At 59.6% G+C, this 16,335-nt stretch carries 17 protein-coding genes, 1 tRNA gene and 1 pseudogene; 7 read left to right on the forward strand and 12 right to left on the reverse strand.

Features of this window, described 5'->3' with window-relative positions:
• Positions 1–358: 358 nt before the first annotated feature.
• Complete coding sequence (locus ASD04_RS00005) at positions 359–1,396, reverse strand: IS110 family transposase (protein ID WP_056250751.1); 1,038 nt, start codon at positions 1,394–1,396, stop codon at positions 359–361.
• Positions 1,397–1,993: 597 nt separating this feature from the next.
• Entirely contained in the window at positions 1,994–2,383 is a 390-nt protein-coding gene (locus tag ASD04_RS18985; RefSeq protein ID WP_200940209.1) for a helix-turn-helix domain-containing protein, read from the reverse strand.
• A gap of 78 nt (positions 2,384–2,461) precedes the next feature.
• On the opposite strand from ASD04_RS18985, the gene ASD04_RS18990 reads away from it, so the two are divergent.
• The gene (locus ASD04_RS18990) at positions 2,462–3,466 is read left to right on the forward strand and encodes an NADP-dependent oxidoreductase (RefSeq protein WP_162245085.1); all 1,005 of its coding nucleotides are present in this window, start codon (positions 2,462–2,464) and stop codon (positions 3,464–3,466) included.
• A 5-nt stretch (positions 3,467–3,471) separates the two neighbouring features.
• Complete coding sequence (locus ASD04_RS00015) at positions 3,472–4,347, forward strand: erythromycin esterase family protein (RefSeq protein WP_056250763.1); 876 nt, start codon at positions 3,472–3,474, stop codon at positions 4,345–4,347.
• Between the two features lie 251 nt (positions 4,348–4,598).
• Here the strand turns inward: ASD04_RS00015 and ASD04_RS00020 are convergent, their stop codons facing one another.
• Positions 4,599–5,231, reverse strand: coding sequence for a CGNR zinc finger domain-containing protein (locus ASD04_RS00020; RefSeq protein ID WP_082530879.1), 633 nt, complete (start codon positions 5,229–5,231; stop codon positions 4,599–4,601).
• A 78-nt stretch (positions 5,232–5,309) separates the two neighbouring features.
• On the opposite strand from ASD04_RS00020, the gene ASD04_RS00025 reads away from it, so the two are divergent.
• Positions 5,310–6,101 carry a GNAT family N-acetyltransferase gene (locus tag ASD04_RS00025; protein WP_056250770.1) on the forward strand — a complete coding sequence of 264 codons (792 nt, stop codon included), beginning with the start codon at positions 5,310–5,312 and terminating at the stop codon, positions 6,099–6,101.
• 274 nt (positions 6,102–6,375) lie between these two features.
• Here the strand turns inward: ASD04_RS00025 and ASD04_RS19770 are convergent.
• From ASD04_RS19770 to map, 4 genes and pseudogenes are all read right to left on the reverse strand, one after another.
• Positions 6,376–6,640 (reverse strand): annotated as a pseudogene (locus ASD04_RS19770) (IS110 family transposase); the annotation flags it as partial.
• Positions 6,641–7,436: 796 nt separating this feature from the next.
• Positions 7,437–8,678 (reverse strand): site-specific integrase, encoded by a 1,242-nt coding sequence (locus tag ASD04_RS00030; protein ID WP_056250773.1) that lies wholly within the window; start codon positions 8,676–8,678, stop codon positions 7,437–7,439.
• A gap of 170 nt (positions 8,679–8,848) precedes the next feature.
• Entirely contained in the window at positions 8,849–9,475 is a 627-nt protein-coding gene (gene radC / locus ASD04_RS00035) for a DNA repair protein RadC (protein WP_056250775.1), read from the reverse strand.
• Complete coding sequence (map, locus tag ASD04_RS00040) at positions 9,472–10,305, reverse strand: type I methionyl aminopeptidase (protein WP_082530880.1); 834 nt, start codon at positions 10,303–10,305, stop codon at positions 9,472–9,474. Before map ends, radC begins: the two co-directional genes overlap by 4 nt.
• 127 nt (positions 10,306–10,432) lie before the next feature.
• Between map and ASD04_RS00045 the strand changes: the two genes are divergently transcribed.
• From ASD04_RS00045 to ASD04_RS00060, 4 genes are all read left to right on the forward strand, one after another.
• Complete coding sequence (locus ASD04_RS00045; protein WP_056250777.1) at positions 10,433–11,206, forward strand: competence/damage-inducible protein A; 774 nt, start codon at positions 10,433–10,435, stop codon at positions 11,204–11,206.
• A gap of 106 nt (positions 11,207–11,312) precedes the next feature.
• A complete protein-coding gene (gene gpt / locus ASD04_RS00050; RefSeq protein WP_056250780.1) occupies positions 11,313–11,810 on the forward strand; it encodes a xanthine phosphoribosyltransferase in 498 nt (165 codons plus the stop codon).
• A 263-nt stretch (positions 11,811–12,073) separates the two neighbouring features.
• Positions 12,074–12,787: a hypothetical protein gene (locus ASD04_RS00055; protein ID WP_156461070.1), complete on the forward strand. Its 714-nt coding sequence runs from the start codon at positions 12,074–12,076 to the stop codon at positions 12,785–12,787.
• A gap of 42 nt (positions 12,788–12,829) precedes the next feature.
• Positions 12,830–12,915: transfer RNA gene (locus ASD04_RS00060), tRNA-Leu, on the forward strand.
• A 104-nt stretch (positions 12,916–13,019) separates the two neighbouring features.
• Here ASD04_RS00060 and ASD04_RS00065 read toward each other — a convergent pair.
• From ASD04_RS00065 to ASD04_RS00085, 5 genes are all read right to left on the reverse strand, one after another.
• Positions 13,020–13,481, reverse strand: coding sequence for a hypothetical protein (locus tag ASD04_RS00065; RefSeq protein WP_156461071.1), 462 nt, complete (start codon positions 13,479–13,481; stop codon positions 13,020–13,022).
• 1 nt (position 13,482) lies between these two features.
• Entirely contained in the window at positions 13,483–13,704 is a 222-nt protein-coding gene (locus tag ASD04_RS00070) for a hypothetical protein (RefSeq protein WP_056250793.1), read from the reverse strand.
• 194 nt (positions 13,705–13,898) lie between these two features.
• The gene (locus ASD04_RS00075) at positions 13,899–14,132 is read right to left on the reverse strand and encodes a hypothetical protein (protein WP_156461072.1); all 234 of its coding nucleotides are present in this window, start codon (positions 14,130–14,132) and stop codon (positions 13,899–13,901) included.
• A 786-nt stretch (positions 14,133–14,918) separates the two neighbouring features.
• Positions 14,919–15,935, reverse strand: a complete 1,017-nt coding sequence (locus ASD04_RS19275; protein WP_156461073.1) for a hypothetical protein — start codon at positions 15,933–15,935, stop codon at positions 14,919–14,921.
• Between the two features lie 3 nt (positions 15,936–15,938).
• Positions 15,939–16,334: a DUF3168 domain-containing protein gene (locus ASD04_RS00085; RefSeq protein ID WP_056250801.1), complete on the reverse strand. Its 396-nt coding sequence runs from the start codon at positions 16,332–16,334 to the stop codon at positions 15,939–15,941.
• Position 16,335 lies beyond the last annotated feature (1 nt).

The following is a 16,335-nucleotide window of genomic DNA, read 5'->3' on the forward strand; positions in this document are numbered from 1 at the left end:
GTAGAGGGGATAGGCCGCGCGGTCATTTGGGTAGAAGGCCTGGTAGGTCGGGTGGAACTTGAAGCCCCGAACGCCTCTGTGGATGGCTCCCGCATTGCAAGAGATAATTCGACGTTCTGGCGCATTGGTCGGGTGCAGTCTTCTGTCCGGCCTGTTGATGCAGCCATTAGAGACTGCTGGCCCTGATGGGGTCGGCGAACAGGGTCCCAATCTGAAATTCAGGCTATTGCGCCTCGGTCGTTCGACGGGTTGTCCCTGTTTCCGGCCTGACCGGTTTCGCCATCACATCGCTTCGCTCTCACAACTTCATGGAGCCGGTTGATCGGCTCGAACTGCTTGATCCAGGATTCAATCTCCCTTACGCCGCAACGCTGGGGGCATGGCGAGCCTGGTAGACCTCGCCGCGCGCCATGACCGCCCAGACCACGCGGGCCATTTTGTTGGCCATGGCCACGCTCGCCACACGCGCCGGCTTTCGGGCAAGCAACGCCAGGAGGTAGGGATCGGCCGCCTCGGGCTTGTACCTGGCTCGGCGGACCAGAGAGGTGGCGCCGATCACCAAGAGCTTTCTCAGATACCGGTCACCCATCTTGGTGATGCGACCGAGTCGGTCCTTGCCACCACTCGAGTTTTGCGAGGGTGTGAGCCCCAGCCAGGCGGCGAACTCTCGACCGGAGCGGAACTGTCCCGGATCGGCAACCGATGCCGCCAACGCTGTGGCGCCAACCGGACCGATGCCAGGAATGGTCGATAGTCGTCGCGCCACATCGTCAGTTCTCTGCAGCGCAATGATCGCTCGGTCGATCGCCTGCAAACGGACATGGGTGTCGAGGACCTGAGCACATAGAAGATTGAGAATCTGCTTGGCTACAGCGGGTACATCTGGTTCGCATTCACTGTCCGCGATCTGGCGCGCCAGTCCAAGCGCCCGCTCTAAACCTACTGGGATGTCGATGCCGAACTCGGCCAGCAGACCGCGGATCATGTTCACCAGCTGTGTGCGCTGTTTGACCAGAAGATCGCGTACCCGATGCAACGACAGGGCTGCCTGTTGATCGGTCGACTTCATTGCCACGAAACGCATGGTGGGGCGGGTCACGGCCTCGCAGATCGCCTCGGCGTCCACGGCATCGTTCTTGCTGCGCTTCACATAGGGCTTCACGTAGGCCGGCGGCATGATGCGGACCTCATGCCCCAGCTTTGTCAGCTCTCGAGCCCAATGGTGGGATGTGCCGCACGCCTCAATGCCGATCAGACAGGGCGGTACCTTGGTGAAGAACGGCAGAACCTGAGATCGCCGGAGTGTTTTGCGCACAACAACATCTCCAGACGCATCAACGGCATGAACCTGAAAAACACTCTTGGCCAGATCTAGGCCCACGGTGGTAACCTGCATGGCGGATGGCTCCTTTGCTCGGGTTGCCTGATAGCAAACCCATTTTGGCACTCAGATGCCGGGAGCGGGAGCCATCCACCTCATCTGAAATCGCTGCATGGCGGATGGCTCCTTTGCTCGGGTTGCCTGATAGCAAACCCATTTTGGCACTCAGATGCCGGGAGCGGGAGCCATCCACCTCATCTGAAATGGGGCGCACTTCTGCCAGGACGCTCCCGACCCCATTACTGACGTACAGGTTTGAAAGGCCAAATCCCGAAACCGGCCATTCAGATGAGACCTGTATCAAGTCGAGATATGGAAAACTGGCCGTTCGGTCGGTCAGATGTATTGGTATCGGCAGTCATAGCCATCTGCAAAGTTGACAGCTTGGGGGGCCTCACACTTAGGCCTAATAGCGCGAGGTCGAGCACCAATCGCTTCCAGAGTTAGCGGCCCAGGAATTGCAACGCCAAGGATCGGTGATCTCGCAATCCGGATTTTGCGGAGGGTAATGTCCGAGTGGGGTTAAACACTTGGCTGCGGGCGCCAGGCCGGAATGAGACAGTATTTTGCGTCATCAGGAAAGGCGCATCGGAGTGGAGGTCACGGTTCAACTCAGCGAATCGTAGTGAGACTGGGCGGCGATGATGTCGGGCACACGTCGCCCCATCCACTTGATAACTCCCTCAAAAGACCTGCAAGTTCAAGACCGATTTGTGTCAGCTCATAAGTCACCTGCGGTGGAACAGTTGGCTCTACGGTTCGGTCGATTAAACCGTCGCGGCACAATGTCTTCAGAGTCTGCGACAGCATCTTTTCGCTTATGCCGTCCACGCGGTCGCGCAGCATGTGGAAGCGCATGGGTCCAACGCTCAACGAAGCAAGGATCAACAGGGCCCAACGGCTGGTGACATGGATGAATATCTCACGACCAGGACAGTCGGAAGTGAAAGGATCTGAAGAAAAAATTCTTTCATTTTCAATGATTTGATTGCGTGGCGCCAAAACTAACCTCCAGGTGCGTTCTTACCAAGAGTTACCAGATTACTTATTGTAAGCCCGTCAAACAATATGGGTGATCCAATGAGTGACACTGATTTTTTTAGGGCTGATGTTCCTGGCAGCATGCGTGCCGTGGCTATCGATAGCTTTGGTGGCGATGAACAACTTCATCTAGTAGCGGTTCAAGTGCCCAAGGCAGAAGCTAACCAGGTGCTCCTCCGTGTGCATACAGCTGGCATCGGTCATTGGGATGCTTTCGAGCGAGAGGGGCTGTTCGCCGAAATGTCTGACGTACCTGCCGCATTTCCCTATCGCTTGGGGTCCGAGGGATCAGGGACCGTGGTGGCTATTGGCGAAAAGGTCACCCAGCGAAAACTTGGCGATCAAGTTTACGGAATTGTCGGACTGCGGACACCTAAGGATGGTTTCCATGCTGACTATGTTGCTGTGGATGAAGACAAAGTTTGGCCAGTACCGCGCTGGCTGACCATGGCTGAAGCTGGTGCGTTCGCCAGCAATGGCGGCACGGCTTTGCGTGGCCTCCGTGACGTCCTTCGGGTCGCAGCAGGTGAGACGCTGCTCGTCTATGGCGCTAGCGGCGGGATGGGTCATCTGGCTATTCAACTGGCAAGATCGTTTAACGTTAGAGTGATTGCAGTTGCCTCCGGTCCTGACGGCGCTACGCTAGCTCAGACGCTTGGCGCCGATATTGCGATAGATGGAAAGGCCGCAGATGTTCTGGCACAGCTGCAGGCGGCCGCTCCGGAGCGAATTGATGCCGCGCTGGTCACTGGCGGCGGTGACCAGGCAAACAGCGTCTTGAAATGGCTGAAGCCAGGCGGGCGGATCGCGGTGCCGAATGGGGTTTTCCCTACACCAGAAGCCCCACCTAACACGGTTCTTACGTCCTACAACGCTGACTATGACAACCATCTAATGAACGCGCTGAACCACGTGAGTGATGCTGTTGGACTTAAGGTCCATGTTGGAAGGATGTTGACGCTAGAGGAAGCGCAATTGGGGCACAGGCTTCTCGATCAACACATTCTGGGCCGGATTGCTTTTGCCGTCTCGGATGCGGAGTAGCCGACGTGCAGGACGTGATGCCTTTCAACAAGGCCGATGCGACGGTAGATACCGCGCGAACTGCGACAACGCCATTCGCGGGCAGCACGCTGATCGACAGGTTTGCAAGAGAAGCTGATGTAATCGGCGTCGGTATCGCGGCGCGGGGGGCTTTGAACCTTCCAGCACTAAACGACATGTTTTTCGATGCTGCGCTGCAAGTGACCGATCACCAGTCCTTCCGCACAATTGCCATCGAGGACACGCCTGCCTCGGCGGAACGCTTCAACGACTATGTCAGCGGAGGTAACAACGACCTGTCACGAGCCATGGCAGGCGCGTTCCGGCCCTGGCGCTCGCAGCAGTTTGCAAAGTTTCTCGCCACCTTAAAAGCCCGATCGAGGGACGTCAGGTTTGTTGGAGTAGACACTGACGCCAGCGAACCCGACGAGGGCTTCGCAATGGGCGTGGCCGAGCTTGTCAGGCGAGTTGGCAGGGTCTTGTATTTAGGTGGGGTCGCGCATGTGGCAGCGGCGCCAGTGCAGATTAGCGGAGAGGACTCGCAGCGGCAACCGTTTGGGCATCTCCTCCGCCAACGGCTACCTGATGTGACCTACAAGGCCTTGGCAGTCACTGTTGGGGACGTTCTGGACGAGAAAGCGACGCACACGGTTCCCCTCGAAGCTGAAGCACTATTCACGAGTTCCAGGCTCGGTTCACATTGGGTCGAGCCGAGCGTTGCAGGTGAGCTACTTCGATGGTTCTGTTCGCCTCGTTCAATGCTCGCTGTAGGTCCAGTTTTTGACGATAGTAATCTCGGTCGCCACCACATGGTCATTCAGCCCACGGCATTCGACGCCATTGCGTTTCTCAAGGAGGCCAAACGGGAAATGACATCATAGAATTGGCGCCACCGCGGTGCCTGGGAGCGCGCGTCCCGCCGCCACCGCTAACAGCGCACCTGACAATTGCGTAGAGCCAAAGCCGCCGGATGACCCCGCTGCCTAAACGGATGACGTACCAGTACATCCCAAAAAACGGAAGACGATCGCTGGTCGGCAAGACGGCCCATCCCAGCCGTTCCGGCATCAGCCGACGGGTCCGACCGGCCAACGGAGTTAGCGGGCATGCTCAGTGTTGGCATGTCTGCCCCTCAGAAGTTTTGCTTTCGCCTGGCATAGTGGGCGCCAGCCTTTGCCCGGTTCCCGCAGTCCTCCATCGAACACCAGCGGCGGGAGTGATTGCGTGTGTCGTCGATAAAGAGCCATGCGCAATCCTGGTCGGCGCAACGCTTTACCATCTCTCTCTTTCTTGAAGTCGCCAGCTCCAGCCCAGAGATCGCGACCGGTACCAATGGCAGCAAAATGTCAGAACCTGTTGCCGTGCTGGTCCAGCGCAGCCCATCGGCACCTGCAACGAGCATTTCAAGGTCGCCAACAGAACGCAGGATGGCCGTGGCAATCGACAGGTTGGTGGATTGCCGCAGGTCGGGGTCGAACGCGCTTTCCAGCTCGACACGCAGTTCCTTTGCAACCTCCAGGGCAGCCGTCGACTTGGCTGGATTCCTCAATCCCTCATCGATCAGATGCGCAGATTTGTGCTGGTCCAGCACGCCGCTCCCCAAGCTCCAATGAACGAGCTCTGAATATGAGGGAATGAACTCGATCGTGCGGATGGGGTCTCCGCGCCAGCCGATAGTGTTTATAAAATCCAGGCACAGCGCCCCTCCCAAAAGGATTGGGCGCTCGTTGGCGAAGGAGAAAGCGCCGCGGCGGGAAAACATCATTCATCTCCCAGGTTGTTGACAAGGAAACGTATATCAGGCGACATTCTAACCATCAATCTGGTTAGAAAGATTTGTCCGATGCAAGTTATGGAACGGGCCGAGGAAAATCTCGGCAGGTTTTTGATCGATATGGGACAAGCTGGTGGTGGGCGGCAACGGCAGGACGGTTCACTGGCTTGGACAATCGGCGGCTCGCCTATCGACTACCACAACGCCGTGGTCCGGGCGCATCTCAGTCCGGAAACGGTGGACGACGCGATCGACGAGGTCGTCGCCTGCTTCGATGAATTCGAGGTCCCCGGGTCTTGGCACGTCACGCCCTCGATGGAACCGGCGAACCTGTCCGAACGTCTGCTGGCGAAGGGTTTTAGGCGAGGCGCTGACGAGGTGGCGATGGCCCTCGACCTGCGCGGTTGGTCGGCCCCGACCCAACGAGTGGCAGAACTCTCATTCAAGGAAGTCAGTACCCCTCAGGACCTCGAACTTTGGCGCACCACCCTCGGAGCCGGCTTCGGTGCGGGAGCACAGGAGGCCGATTGGGTAGCGGGCGTGTACGCGACGCTTGGCTTTGCAGGCTCCGGCCCTTGGCACCACTATTTGACTTTTTGGGACGGAAAGGCCGTTGCCACTATGACAACGTTCGAACTGGACAATACGGCCGGGTGCTACTTCATCTTCACTTTGGAAGGGTATCGCAAGCGGGGCATCGCGAGTCGAATGCTTACGGCGGTGCTCGGACAGGCCAGGGACCGCGGCAACGACCTCGCGGTCCTCGCCGCTTCGACCATGGGTAGGTCGGTCTACGAGCAGCTTGGCTTTCGCCCGTGCGGCGGCCTCGACATCTACGAGTACGCTGGTCCAAATGGATGAGCTTGACCCGATCGTTCGGACGGATGCCGGCGTTGTCGCTCTCGGAGCGCCCAGGTCGCTCCGAGACTGGCTCCTAACCCGACGCCAAAGACGTTTACACGCCATCGCCGAGCTGTCGGAGGTGGAGGAGGTTAGGCGCGCGCTTCAGAATTGTGGCCACGGACTGTTCCTGCGCTAGGTCAGCATGTCAGATGGGATCGCTTCCGCCCGGTCTCTTGCGCCATATCTTCCTTCGACCGACTCCGCCTCCGACGACCTCTGGCCCGTCCTTGGCTTACGCCGTAGCAGCGACCGGAGGTTTATGATCCTCTTGCTTGATGAGCAGCGCCCAGACGATGCGCGCAGTCTTGTTGGCCAGTGCGGCCGTGACCAGCATACGCGGCTTTCGAGCCATCATCTGCTCAAGCCATGAACCGGCCGGCCCGCCTCGTTTGCTCGCTTGCAGCACAACCGCACTGCATCCGATCATGAGAAGGCGCCGCAAAGTTCGTTCCCCCATCTTGGTGTGTCGACCCCAGCTTTTGCATGCCTCCGCTTGAGAGACAGCAGCAAGGCCCGTGTCGAACTGGGGTGGAGCGAGAACTGGAGGGTCGTGCAGTGAGCAATAGCGCGATGATCAAACTCTCCAGCTTCGGCATCATAGGGCCCGGAATAATACACCTGAACGTCTTGGGCCTGGATGCGGCTAACCATGCCCAGCATGGTTCTCATGCAGCCTATGGACCTGGGAGCATTGGGGGACTGTCGCGGACCAACGCAAAGCTCATGTGCTGGAAGGTTTCGCTTTCTGGCTCACGATAGGCAGGGTTTGCTGTCCCCTGATCATCCTGGAGTGCTTGTTGGTCTCACTGACGATCGGTTTGTAGGGCTTCGGCCTGTTGATTTGGGCGGGGCCTCGGCGCCGCTAATGCCTCCGAGCGGCTTTCCGATCTTTGTTGTGGTTGCCGGTGTGCTCTATCTGGGCCTGCAGGCGAAGTTCCGACGTGGTCGGCAGCAAAGTGGAGATGTGCAATCTTTAGACTGACGCGGCGTCAAGGAAACTGCGGCGGTGCAGATAACCATCCGCAGGACCATTGGGATGGAGTTCTAACGTCAGGGGCCCGGGACATATGCGTTCTGGGCTCCGCCTGCTTGAGAGTGTCCGCTAAAGCGCGGCCATTTGCCCGAAACCCACTGGCGCCTTCTCACCCCCTTTTTAACCCTGGGGAGGCCCTGACCGGACCGACCGCTTTCAGGCACTCGAAAGGGCAGCCGGAACGGCAGAAATGGGGCGCGAAGCGGTCGGCAGGGTAGGCGCCGTCGCCGAGGTCATAGTGAAATGAGCGCGCAGGTTGGTTAGGCGGCCTGCCTAAACGTCTTCCGGGCGAGCAGCCTCCTTAAATATGCGTCCCATTTTTTCATGGCTGCCCGCTTTTCAGGCATGTAGGTCCAGCGATCGTAGCTCTTGGAACTTACGTCCTGCAGCGCATGGTTCTGCAGGCGATCTCGGATTTCCTTGGAGAGGCCGGCTTTGCCAGCCAGGGTCTTGAAGGTTCTGCGCAGGTCGCGGTTGGTTGCGAAGGGGATGACCCCGCGGTCCCGTTGCCGCCAGACAAAGCTGTAAAGCGAGCCGTGGCTGACCGACCTCGAAGGGTCAGTCGCCGATGGGAAGTACCAACCGTACTCGTTCGGGATAGTGGATTCGATGAGCTCTGCCGCCAGCGACGGGACCGGTACAGCGTGCGGCTGGTCGTTCTTTGTCTTTGACCAGTCAATGATCTTTTCGGCAGCATCCCATTGATCGACGTGCAGGCGCGCGATCTCCTCAACGCGCTGCCCGGTCAGCATGATCAGCTGGATGGCACGAGGGTAGGAGGGGTGCACCGGAACGTCGGGGCAGTCGAGCCACCAATAGAGCCGAGTGAACTCGGTCTCATCCAACCAGCGGGTGCCGCGCACCTTCGGCTCGGTGGGGATCGCCGATGCTGGATTGAACGGTATGCGGAACCGACGCGGCGATGAGTTCCGATAGTCGTGTTCAGATTTCATGCCCCAGCTATAGGCGGCGTGGACATAACTTCTGACGTGATCTGCCATGGAGCGGGCGCCGCGCTCGTAGATCGGCCGGATCAACTCAACAATCTCCTCGGGGTCGATTTCGCGGGCAAGGCGATGGCGACCGAGGGTGTTGGCGATCTTGTTCAGGCCCTTTTCTGTCTCCTTCCAGGAGGGCTTGCCCGCGGCCTTTAGGGCAACCACATAGCCCCCGAAAAGGTCCTCGACAGTTCCGGCGCGGGCGTCGGTCGCAATCTTGATGCTGCGGCCCTTCTGGATGACCTTGGCGAAGTCGCGGTCGAAGATCTCGCGTGCGGCAGCGAGGGACATCGACGGGTAGGAGCCGATCTTCTTCTTGATCCGCTTCCCGTCACGCCACTGTTGCGCCATCCAGTCAGCGGTCACACGTGTGGGCATGGGTTTCATCACAAGGATGAGACGGCCGGTGCCGTGTCCGTCGCCATCGACAAGCGTTTCCTGTTTGCCGCTTTGTTCGATCCGCTTAAGTGCGGCGCGTATCTCTCCATCCGTGATGCTCGGCATGGCTCGTTTCTCCCGTAGGTTGAGAGTTTGCCTAGCCGACGCTTGAGAGGTGGGGTCACCACCGAAAATGGAGTCGGCAACTGGGGTCTGTAGGGGTTTTAACCCCCCGAAAACCACCCCGAATCTGCCACACTAGCCGGGATTACGACAAGTCAAAAAATACAGCTGAATCAGTGTGATACAGCGTGATCCTGCGTGATCGAAATAGGCATTTTGGGGTGGTTGTGCACCAGGATCAGCGCGGTGGCGGACAGCTCGAGCGTGCGCTTGATGACCTCGCGCGGATAGACCGGGGTGTGATCGACCGTGCCGGTCTGCTGCACCTCGTCCGATATCAGCCGGTTTTTCTTGTCGAGGAACAGGATGCGGAACTGTTCCACCGACTCGAAGGCCATCTGGCTGCGGCAATAGTCGATGAGCTGCGACCAGGATGACAGAATGGGCTGGTCGCTGTCGATCCGGTCGCGTCCGAAACGGGCGGCGACGGCCTGGATGACCTTGATATGGGCGATGGTGGTCTCGCCGAGCCCCTTGACCTTGGACAGCCTGGCTTCGCTGGCATTGAACACGCCCGAAAACGAGCCGAACTCGCGCAGCAAGGTCTTGGCTAGGCCTTTGGTGTCCTTGCGCGGAATGACCAGTTGCAGCGCCAGTTCGAGCAATTCATAATCTTCCAGCGCATCGCCGCCGACCTTGAGGAAGCGTTCGCGCACGCGCTGGCGGTGGCCGGCGTGATCGTCCGGCTCAGGCGCCGGGAAAGGGGCCTCGGCGAATTCGTCGGGCCGATCCTTGCTCATGCTGCCCGCACGGCCATGGGGTTGAACAGCCCGCCGGGAGAGAGGGTGAAAATCTCGCAGCCGGTCTCGGTGATGCCGATGGAGTGCTCGCATTGCGCCGAAAGGGTGCGGTCGCGGGTCACGGCGGTCCAGCCGTCGGAGAGGATTTTCACATGCGGGCGGCCCAGGTTGATCATCGGCTCGATGGTGAAGATCATGCCGGGCTTGAGCGGAACGCCTGACCCCGGCGTGCCGAAATGCATGATGTTGGGCTCGTCGTGAAAGAGCTTGCCGAGGCCATGGCCGACGAAATCGCGCACCACGCTCATGCGTTCGCCCTCGGCAATGGCCTGGATGGCCGCGCCGATATCGCCGGTCGTATTGCCGGGCCTGGCCGCGGCGATGCCGGCTTCGAGGCTGGCATAGGTGATCTCGATGAGCCGTTCGGCTTTGCGCGAAATCTCGCCGACCGGATACATGCGGCTGGAATCGCCATGCCAGCCATCGACCACCAGAGTCAGGTCGATATTGACGATATCACCGTCGCGCAGCGGGCGCTCGTCGGGAATGCCGTGGCAGACGACATGGTTGATCGAGGTGCAGAGGGAATGCCGGTACCCCTTGTAGAAGATGGTCGCCGGCACGGCGCCATGATCGCGGGCGAATTCATAGGCCACTTTGTCGATGGTGGCGGTGGGCACGCCGGGCTCGACATATTCGGTGAGGATATCGAGCGCCTGCGCCGTCAAGGCCCCGGCCTTGCGCATGCCCTCGAAGCCTTCGCTGCCATGCAGCGGAATGACGCCGGGGGTGCGGCGGGCTTTGGCGGGGGCATCGACGAAGGTAATCATGCGGGACTCCGGAGAATTGATGTCAAATTAGTCGCTTGCCCCGGCGATTGGAAGGGCGGCGGCTCGCCTTGACGGCGATATCGCGCAGGGTTCATTGCTGGCGGGCAACAAGCCACGGAATCTCCCCATGCCCAGTCCAGACACCGTTACCGCCGCCCTCCTGGTCATCGGCGATGAAATCCTTTCGGGGCGGACCAAGGACGTCAATATCGGCGCCACCGCCGATTTCTGCACCGATCTGGGGATCGAGCTCAGGGAAGTGCGGGTGGTGAGCGACGAGACCGACGATATCGTCGATGCGGTCAACGCGCTGCGCGCCCGCTACACCTATGTCTTCACCACCGGCGGCATCGGTCCGACCCATGACGACATCACCGCCGATGCCATTGCCAAGGCCTTCGGCGTGGCCCTGCCGATCCATCCCGAGGCGCGGGCCATGCTGGAGGCGCGCTGGGCGCAGACGGGCACCGAGGTCAACGAGGCGCGGCTGCGCATGGCGCGGATTCCCGAAGGCGCCACGCTCATCGTCAATTCCGTCAGCGCCGCGCCGGGCTTCCGCATCGGCAATGTGCATGTCATGGCCGGCGTGCCAGTCATCATGCGCGCCATGCTCGAAGCGCTGGTGCCCACGCTCAAGGGCGGCAGGAAGGTGCTCTCGGTGGCCGTGAAGGCTGCGGTGGGCGAGGGGACTTTGGGTGGCCCGCTCGGGGCGCTGCAGGCGCAATACCCTGACGTCAAGATGGGCTCCTATCCGCAGATGGGCAAGGATCGGGTGATGACCGAGCTGGTGCTGCGCTCGTCCGATGTGGCGCGGCTGGAGGAAGCGGCGGGCAAGGTGCGCGCAATGGTGAGCGAGGCGCATCGCAAGGCCGGCATTGCCATGCCCGACGACGTCTATTGACTGGGCATAATCGCGCTGGGTGATTGGCGCGGTGGCCGGGTTTTGCTAAGCACGACGCTTCCCATTCATCCCGGCGCGGGGCAGCGCCGGTGCAGGAGCCCCGATCGTGAGCAATCCGAACCAGAAGTCGTTCCCCGTCACCTGGGACCAGTTTCACCGCGACAGCCGGGCGCTGGCCTGGCGGCTGGCCGGGATGGGTACGTTCGACGCCGTGGTGGCCATCGCCCGCGGCGGGCTGGTGCCGGCCGCCATCGTGGCGCGCGAACTCAATATCCGCACGGTCGAAACCGTGGCCGTCAAGAGCTACGACCACCAGAACCAGGGCGGCATCCAGGTGCTCAAGTCGATCAGCCAGCCGATCCTCGACATTGCCGGCAAGGGCGGCAAGATCCTCATCGTCGATGATCTGGTCGACACCGGCTCAACCGCCCGCGTCGTCCGCGAAATGCTCCCCGGCGCCCACTTTGCGACAGTGTACGCAAAACCCAAGGGGCGCGAGCTGGTCGATACGTTCATCACCGAAGTCAGCCAGGATACGTGGATTTTCTTCCCGTGGGATCTGGATGTTGCCTATGTCGCGCCGATCTCGGGCGGGACGGACTGAGGGGCGGCAGACTTATCCCCGCCTGACAAAGCCGTGAGACCCTGCGTCCGGATTAAATTGGGAGCGGGGCATGGGACGGCTACCAAAGGATCTGGAAGAAAAACGGCTGCGCCTCGAAAGTGCGGCCCGCCATGGTGCGTTCGAAAGCGATGTCCGTTACGGTCGGCGCGTGTCCTGAAGATCTTGGCGGCGTGGAATATGCGCTTTCCTGGTATGCCCGTCGTCATCCTCGAAATGCGCCAACACCTGCCTGTATGGTCTGAATGAGCACGGCCGCACAAGTCGCATGGATTGTTGAGCCATTTCTTGCACGCCATCCGGACTTCGTACTGGTGGGGAGAAGTGTCGTCCTGAGACCGGTTGGGCACCTCATGCGGAGCTTTTTCATCGATCGTACGTCTGGCAAGGCTTACATTCAGCCGAGTTGGTCCGTGGCGACCATGTTTGGTCCGCCTCCTAAATATCGCGCTGGCGCAGGCGCCAGGCTGGTTCGGGGGGTGGGGCATGTCAACGATCAAACGCAAGCACGACTGCTCGAAGAGATGGAACTGATTGCCTCGGACATCCTGCGGACAGCTGAGATCGACGATCTGCCCGCCCTGTCCTGGAAAGCCGAGCCGATCGTTGGACCTGGTCCCATGACCTTCGCCATGCCGCTGCTGGCAAAGGGCGACTTTGCCAGGGCCGCCCCATACTTCGCCCAAGTGCTCGCCCGCATAGACGCCGCCGTTGAACAGCGGACAGCCGCGCTGCGGAAACATCGTTCACCCCACAGTCGCCCCGCGCGTCTAGATTCCTACGCCCTGGGTCGGTTGCACCAGTCGCAGGATGGCTTCAGAAGGATTTTCGACCTCCTGTCCGCCGGGGATGCCGCGGCAATAGCGGCGCAACTTCATGCATGGGAGGCCGCTGCCGTCCGGTTGCACAAGGTCGAGCATCTTTGGGCTCCGTCGCCATTCCCGTTCGAGATCGTATAACGCGTTGGCATCCCCGATCCTCCATGCTACCTGCGCTCTGACGCGGGCGTGGTGGAATGGTAGACACACCGGACTTAAAATCCGGAGACTGTATAGTCGTACGAGTTCGAGTCTCGTCGCCCGCACCACATTGATTTTGCATTAATTTTTGGGAGTTCTTCGGGCGGGTAACAGAAGTTGGAAAATGAGCCAGGGTAGCCACCAGGGTATCCGAAAAAGGGGCTTGTCCAATTCATAGGATGTTTTGATTTACCGCCACGATCTCAACTAGTTCGCCTATTGCTGCGAAACATATGATTGCAACGATGACCGCGGAAATCGAAATCACCGCGGAAACCGTGATGCTGGACAGGCTTTTTGTTCGTGCCTCGTACAATACGAAGGGGATGAAATGTCTTCCCAAATAAAGCACCAGCGAAACGAATAAGGCGGTTGCGATGGCGTTAAATGCGGCGTGTCCAGTTTGGCTGGCAAGAAATCGGAATAGGGCGATGACGAGCGTCCATTCAACCACCTTAAGAAGTCCGTTCGCAGCGCCTGCCAGCCAGTCGGAGAACCGTATTGAGAGCGCCAACATCCGACGGTGGCTTACCTTTCGGTGCCAGGGGTCACTATCCCTGAATCGCTCCTCCTTTACAAAGTCGCTATTAATAGCAAACCGCCATGCCTCTCGAACGGTCGCTAACCAGCTCAAGTCAGGATCGCCTCGCCTTGCCGCCTCCACCAGCCCGCAGAGCATCTAGTTCCTGCTGCAACTTCGTGAGCGCTCTCTCGGCCACATAAAGATGCCTGGTCACAAACGCTTCTGTTTCGTCGGCAAGCAGCATCTCGGACACTATCTGCTGCGCGCGTTCGACATGGGCCAGCGCATCTCGGACGGCGGTAGACAATTGAGCAGGCCGGTCAACATCGGTCATGGCGTCTCTCCTGATCGGTGCCAGAACCATGCCTGTGAATGCGTGACCTGTAAAGTGTCGTTGCCCGCTAAGTCATTGTCAATACAGCATGAATTGACAATCAATCCCATATCAATCCGGGTCGCACAGACGCGAAAAAAGCCCGCCCCCTTTTGAGGGAGCGGGCGCATTTGTCGTTGATTGCAGCAGGGGCGCTATCGTCGCTGAGTGCTCTGGACCATGGCGATCATCATCGACATAATGGCGGCAGCCTTGGGCTGTCCAATGAGCGTGTAGTTCTTTTCGTGCGTCGTCAGCCGATCGATTAGTGTCCGCTGCGGAGCTCCCGCCTCAATGGCGGAAAACATCGCCATGCCCGCTGCAATGAGCAGAGCGGATTCTCCCTCGGTCATTGACTTTTGCAATGCGTCCATTTCTGCTGGTGACATCGATTTTACCCCCTCTAGGTGAACACCTATAGTCGGGGAGCCGAAGTCTTCAATGGGGGATAGCTGAGTGCGGGTTCTACTGATTCTCGCTGCTGTTGCGGCGTTCGTGGTAGGGGCGATCGGCTTCGCGGCCTATCGGTCAGACATCCAATTGATCATTGCCTTTCTGGGTATGTTCTGCGGATTTATCCTTCTAGGCCAGGTGTCCATTTTGGGCCGGCTAAGTCGTATGCATGACTGAGACGACTGAATGGAAACGTACGCAACCATCGTCTCCACTTTTGCCGCGCTGGGGTCAGCCGGGGCGCTTTATCTACACTGGATCAGGTGGAAACATGACCAGCGATCAAAATCATTGATTGTGAGGGTGGAAGCAACGGCTGGAGGTTGGGACGCCATTAACTGGCAACATACCACCCTGAGCATGCGGAGCCGTTCGAATGCCGGGTATACGGCCAAAAAGATACGGATATGGTGGCCCCCGTCGGGTCGTATCGCTCGGCACCAAGATCTGTTCACGGTGCCCGGGGATCATGAATGGGACCAAAAGTCTTTCAAAGAGCCAGCGAATGCGGGACGTCATTTGGAGACATCGCTAACGGTCACTCACGCTGGCCAGAAAAGTGCTTTCCATCCCCAGGGTCACCTCCAGACTGCTTTCGGTGACCATGAGAAGGCTAACTTCTATGTAAAACGCCAGGGCCAAGGGCGCATGCTGCTGGCAATAGACATCGAGCCGGAAGACGATGCCGAGCGTCCGTTTACTCGGTGCCGGACCGTTCGGTTTTAGCCTTTGGTAGCTTTGCGGGCGGCGTTAAAAAATCCTACCTTGTGCTCGAGGCAGCAGAACCGGCCGCGCTTGTTGAATGGGCGAAATAGCTTGCCGCAATGGTCGCATGGCCGCTCGGGATGCAATGGCCCGCGTGCGCTAGCTTTCTTGCGCTGACTGTCCTTGGCAGCGCAGGTGTGGCAACAGAATTTGGCTTTGGGAACCTTGGGTTGGAACCAGTCCTGGCAGGTAGCCTCTGCACAGCGCCGCATAGGCAAGGTGGATGCTATGCCAGCGCGGTAGCATTCGGGCGAGCAATAGAGACTTGGCCGCGAAGTCGCGTTGCTGGGCGTGAACTCATTCGAGCACGCAGGGTTGGCGCACTGGCGGGGCTGGTGGATGCGTCGAAGCTCGCCGGTGCAACGCGGAGAGCATGTCTGCGTCTCGTCCTTGCCGGGTGAGAATGGCTCATTGCAAATCACGCAAAGGCGGGTGCCACGCTTCGCGCGAGCTACAGCATCTTGAGCGGTGGCCCGCATCAGCCTATCGGCATATGCCGCTATCTCGGCCCGGTATTCCTTATCTGCGAGCCGGCAGGGATCGCCACAGTACCGCTCGCCGCTTTGCCGCTGCTCGGCCGTAAGATCACGCCGGCACCTGATGCAATTATCGCGGCCGATAATGGCCTCATGCTGGCCCTGCCACCAGGTCGGGCGGGATTCCGGCCCGCGCCCCAGTGAGACATAAGCCTTGTGCAGCACTTTTTCGGCCTGCTGATCAGACGCCACCCATCCATGCCCACGGCGGATGAATTCGGTGCGGTAGGTGGCTCGAATAGCCCCCTCGTGTTCCCAGCGATTAAAGTGCCAGTCCCGAACGATTTCGACGGTCTTTACCACCAGTTCGCTAAACTGGTCGGCTCCTAGAATTTCGGGAACGCGCTTGGCGAGGTAAGGCAAACCCCTCTGGAACGTCTCGCCATGTCGGTGCTGGGTGTATCCCGATCGGGTGCTATTCTTGATCCTGCCGCCCATGGGTCAGGCCAGGCGATAGCGGATATCGAAGCCCAGCCGGCGGCGCCATTTGCCGCCCTGGCCGCCTCGGTCGAAAAGGTCCAGGCCATTGTGAAAAACGGACGTCACCGCGGCGCCGCCGATTGTGCCGGAATAATTGTTAAGCGCGGCCTTGATCTTGTCGGCAAGGATGCTGGCCGCGCCGAAGGATTCAGCGACGGAATCCACAATGATGCCAGCGAGCGGGTACCCGTTTGTGCCTGTCAGGTTGCGGCCATCGTCGTCATTGACCAGGTGGAGGACCACCGCCGGCAGGGTGACGTTCTGGGGAAGCTCTACCGGGTGGAAGCCACCTTGAGCGGCGGACGTGACGGTGCTGTTGGCGGCCAGGATGGCGCGCGCAATGTCTATGGCGGACATG

Source organism: Devosia sp. Root436 (assembly GCF_001426345.1).
Taxonomy (GTDB): Bacteria; Pseudomonadota; Alphaproteobacteria; order Rhizobiales; family Devosiaceae; genus Devosia.